Below are 3376 nucleotides of genomic sequence, written 5' to 3' on the forward strand. Positions count from 1 at the left end.
GTGCGGGCAACAGTTGGTAGATCGCTTTGCTTGACGATGTCGGAAGCGACGGATCGAAGATAACGTGATCGGCGGGCGCATCGAGACTTCGGGCGATCAGATCGCGCGCTGCTTGCTTCGAAATGATGTACCCGGCCGCTCCGATGTGGAACCCATATAGCCTAACAACCGAAAACACCCGACTGACGCAGGTGCGCTTCATCGCGATAACGGTTTTCTTTAGGTAGGTTTCCAGCTTGACGATATCGGCGTTGGCCGGAATCCATCCATCATCGGAAAGCATTGGGCCAGCTGCTTCGGACAACAGGACATCATCCTCGAAGATCGCACCAAAGGCATCCTCACCATCTGCGATGATGGTCCAGCAAACCTTGTGGCTCATAAGGCAAGCCGCTTCCGTGGGAGTTAAACTTGGTGAAGTCGCAGCAAATTCCGGTCGATGCAACGCGTCTACGGCAGGAACCCGGTCGAACGAAACACCAACCTTCGCGAATTCAGCCGTGACATGGGCAAGTCGATCGGGAGACCGATCGAGGTTAATAACCATACATTTCATTGATGCCCCCCACAGGCTATCGGTCGATAATTACTGCCTTGACCTTGAAATAACTTGCTTAACTAAATAGCGAGACTCTGCAAGGGGTAGGCGACGCAGCTTAGGCTGCCAGTGATGTTTTTGAGCAATAGATGGACGACTTAGCACTCACCGAATGCCCCCGTATTGACGCAACCTGCGTAATGGGCGACCGATATCTCGGGCAGCTAAATACCAGCTGAAGGTAGATATCTCTGTTCACAGCGATTTTTCAGCAGCTGCGTTAGCTCTGCTCGGCCACAAGTAAGGCCACCGATCGCCATGTGGGCAGCACGGCAACGGCCAGATTTTCACTATCGGCAAACAGCCGGCCAAGCTAACAAAGCGCAGCGACCATGATCCATTTGTTCAACGGCTTTCAGGACCCCTTCGGCGGCAGTGACCTTGAAGCTCTGGAACTGTACCGGCTGTTGAGTGCCGATTCCGAGGTGCATCTGTGGGCAACCTCCTCCAGCGTGTCCGGCGAGTTGATGCGGAATTTCCCGATTCGCCGCGTCTCGCTGTCGAAGTGGGATGTACCGAATGGCGGCACCTACGTCTTTCTCGGCTCGCATTGGCGCAACAAGATGTGGCCTTACCTGGTCCCGCGGCCGCGCCGGCTGATCTATGTCTTCAATACCTTTCACCCGAAAATCATCGCGCTGACCACTCGCATGCCCCGCATGCTGAACTGGCCAGACGCCGAACTGGTGCTGATTTCCGATTTTCAGAGACGGATGCTGCGGGTCGATGGCGTCGTGCATCCATCGCTGATCGATGTCGAACGTTTTTCTCCACGGCGTCTGGATTCGGATCGTCCGTTCACCGTCGGACGCTTAAGCCGCGATGGGCCGGGCAAACATCATGCCGATGACATACCCCTCTACGAGACATTGCTGGCCGAGGGCACAGCCTTGCGGATTCAGGGCGGGGCAGGGCTCAAGGACAGCCTCATGCCGCATCCGCAACTCGAACTGTTCCCACCCGGCCAATTTTCCGCCGAAGAGTTTCTGCAAACGCTCGACGTGTTTTATTATCGCACCGGTTGGCACGTGGAAACCTTCGGTCGCGTCGTGTTGGAGGCGATGGCCTGCGGTCTGCCTGTGGTCTGCCATTCCCATGGCGGCTACGTCGACCACATAAGGCATGGCGAAAACGGTTTCTTGTTCGAGACGACTGAACAGGCGTTGCGCATCCTTGCCGATCTCAAAGCCGATCCGACATTGCGGGCGACAGTGGGGAAAAGGGCGAGGGAGTCCTTCGAGCAGATCTATTCTTCCCAAGCTGTGCGACAGAGGCTGGATTTCTATTTGCGTTAGCCCGGCGTCTGAAACCGTCTGCCCGGCCGGTTTGGCATCCAGCTCGACATCGCGTTAAAGGGTGAGCACCCGAATGGCCTCCGGATGGGTGGCAGGCTTCGGCGCGGAAACAGACTGGGCAGGACTTCTATCGATGACATTGATGGGCGCGGCGGCACTGCTGATCCTGATCCTGACTTACGCCGGTGTCGCCATTGGCCGCATCCCCGGTCTGCGCCTCGACCGGGCAGGGATCGCCCTGCTCGGCGGGGCCGCGATGATCGCCATCGGCGCGCTCAGCATGGAGGATGCCTACCGGGCGATCAATTTCGACACCATCACGCTTCTGCTCGGCATGATGATCGTGGTGGCGCATCTGAAAGTGTCAGGCGCCTTTCGTGGCCTTGGCGCCATCGCCATCGAACACGCGCACGCCCCCTTCATGCTTTTGGTGATGGTGACGCTGCTGACCGGCGTGCTGTCCGCCTTCCTGGTCAACGACGCCATCTGCCTCGTCATGGCGCCGATCGTCGTCCATGTCACCCGTGTGATCAAGCGCAACCCGATCCCCTATCTGATCGCCACCGCCACCGCGTCGAATTGCGGCAGCGTCGCTACCATCACCGGCAATCCGCAAAACATGGTCATCGGCGCGCTGTCGGGCATTTCCTATCCGGCCTTTTCGGCAGCGCTGGCTCCGGTCGCCCTTTTCGGCCTCGTCGCGGTCGTTGTCATCATCCGCATCGTCTACCGGGCCGAATTCGCCCGAACGGTCCAACTGACGCCCGAGGTCTCGCGTGGCCGCATGCACAAGGGGCAGGTGCTGAAGGCGGTGGTGGTTTGCATCGGACTGGCAATCGCCTTCTTCGCCGGTGTGCCTGTAGCCAAGGCCGCGCTCATCGGCGGCGCCATCCTCTTGCTCACCCGGGCGATCAAGCCGGAACGCATCTACCGCGAGATCGACGGTCCGCTGCTGTTCATGTTCGCCGGTCTGTTCGTGGTCGTCGCCGGCGCCGAAAAGACGCTTCTTTCGCCAGACATGATCGCCTCGGCAAAGAACCTCGGGCTGGACGATGTCTGGCGTCTGTCCGGATTCACCGCGGTGCTTTCCAACATCATGAGCAATGTCCCGGCCGTGCTGGCGCTGCGGCCTTTCATACCCGGCCTGGAAAACCCCGAGCGCGCCTGGCTGGTCGTCGCCATGAGCTCGACACTGGCCGGCAATTTCACGCTGCTGGGTTCGGTCGCCAACCTGATCGTCGCCGAACAGGCACGCGCCGCCGGCACGACGCTGTCGTTCGGCGCTTTTTTCAAGGTCGGCTTGCCGCTGACGCTGATAACGCTGGCCGCCGGCACCGCATGGCTGGCGTTTGGTTTCTAATGCATGTCGCCCAAAAGTGGCCCCAGTTTTGGCGCAACGATATGCTGCGCCAAAACTGGGGCCACTTTTGGGCGACATGCATTAGAAACCAAACGCCAGCCATGCGGTGCCGGCGGCCAGCGT

Annotated in this window: 3 protein-coding genes; 2 read left to right on the top strand and 1 reads right to left on the bottom strand. The window is 59.2% G+C overall.

Annotated features, from left to right (window positions below):
• Positions 1 to 556, bottom strand: a 556-nt coding sequence (locus tag EN750_RS24925; RefSeq protein WP_145967893.1) for a glycosyltransferase family 25 protein, incomplete at its 3' end; no start/stop codon positions are given.
• 374 nt (positions 557 to 930) lie between these two features.
• On the opposite strand from EN750_RS24925, the gene EN750_RS24930 reads away from it, so the two are divergent.
• Both EN750_RS24930 and EN750_RS24935 read left to right on the top strand, forming a co-directional pair.
• A complete protein-coding gene (locus EN750_RS24930) occupies positions 931 to 1893 on the top strand; it encodes a glycosyltransferase (protein WP_127398049.1) in 963 nt (320 codons plus the stop codon).
• Between the two features lie 133 nt (positions 1894 to 2026).
• Positions 2027 to 3253 carry an anion transporter gene (locus tag EN750_RS24935; RefSeq protein ID WP_127319253.1) on the top strand — a complete coding sequence of 409 codons (1227 nt, stop codon included), beginning with the start codon at positions 2027 to 2029 and terminating at the stop codon, positions 3251 to 3253.
• The last annotated feature ends 123 nt before the right edge of the window (positions 3254 to 3376 follow it).

It is taken from the genome of Mesorhizobium sp. M7A.F.Ca.ET.027.03.2.1, assembly GCF_003999175.1.
Lineage (GTDB): Bacteria > Pseudomonadota > Alphaproteobacteria > Rhizobiales > Rhizobiaceae > Mesorhizobium.

Bases quoted from the DNA above. Each gene is read 5' to 3' on its own strand.
- EN750_RS24935 (WP_127319253.1), top strand. From the start codon at position 2,027: ATGACATTGATGGGCGCGGCGGCACTGCTGATCCTGATCCTGACTTAC.
- EN750_RS24930 (WP_127398049.1), top strand. From the start codon at position 931: ATGATCCATTTGTTCAACGGCTTTCAGGACCCCTTCGGCGGCAGTGAC.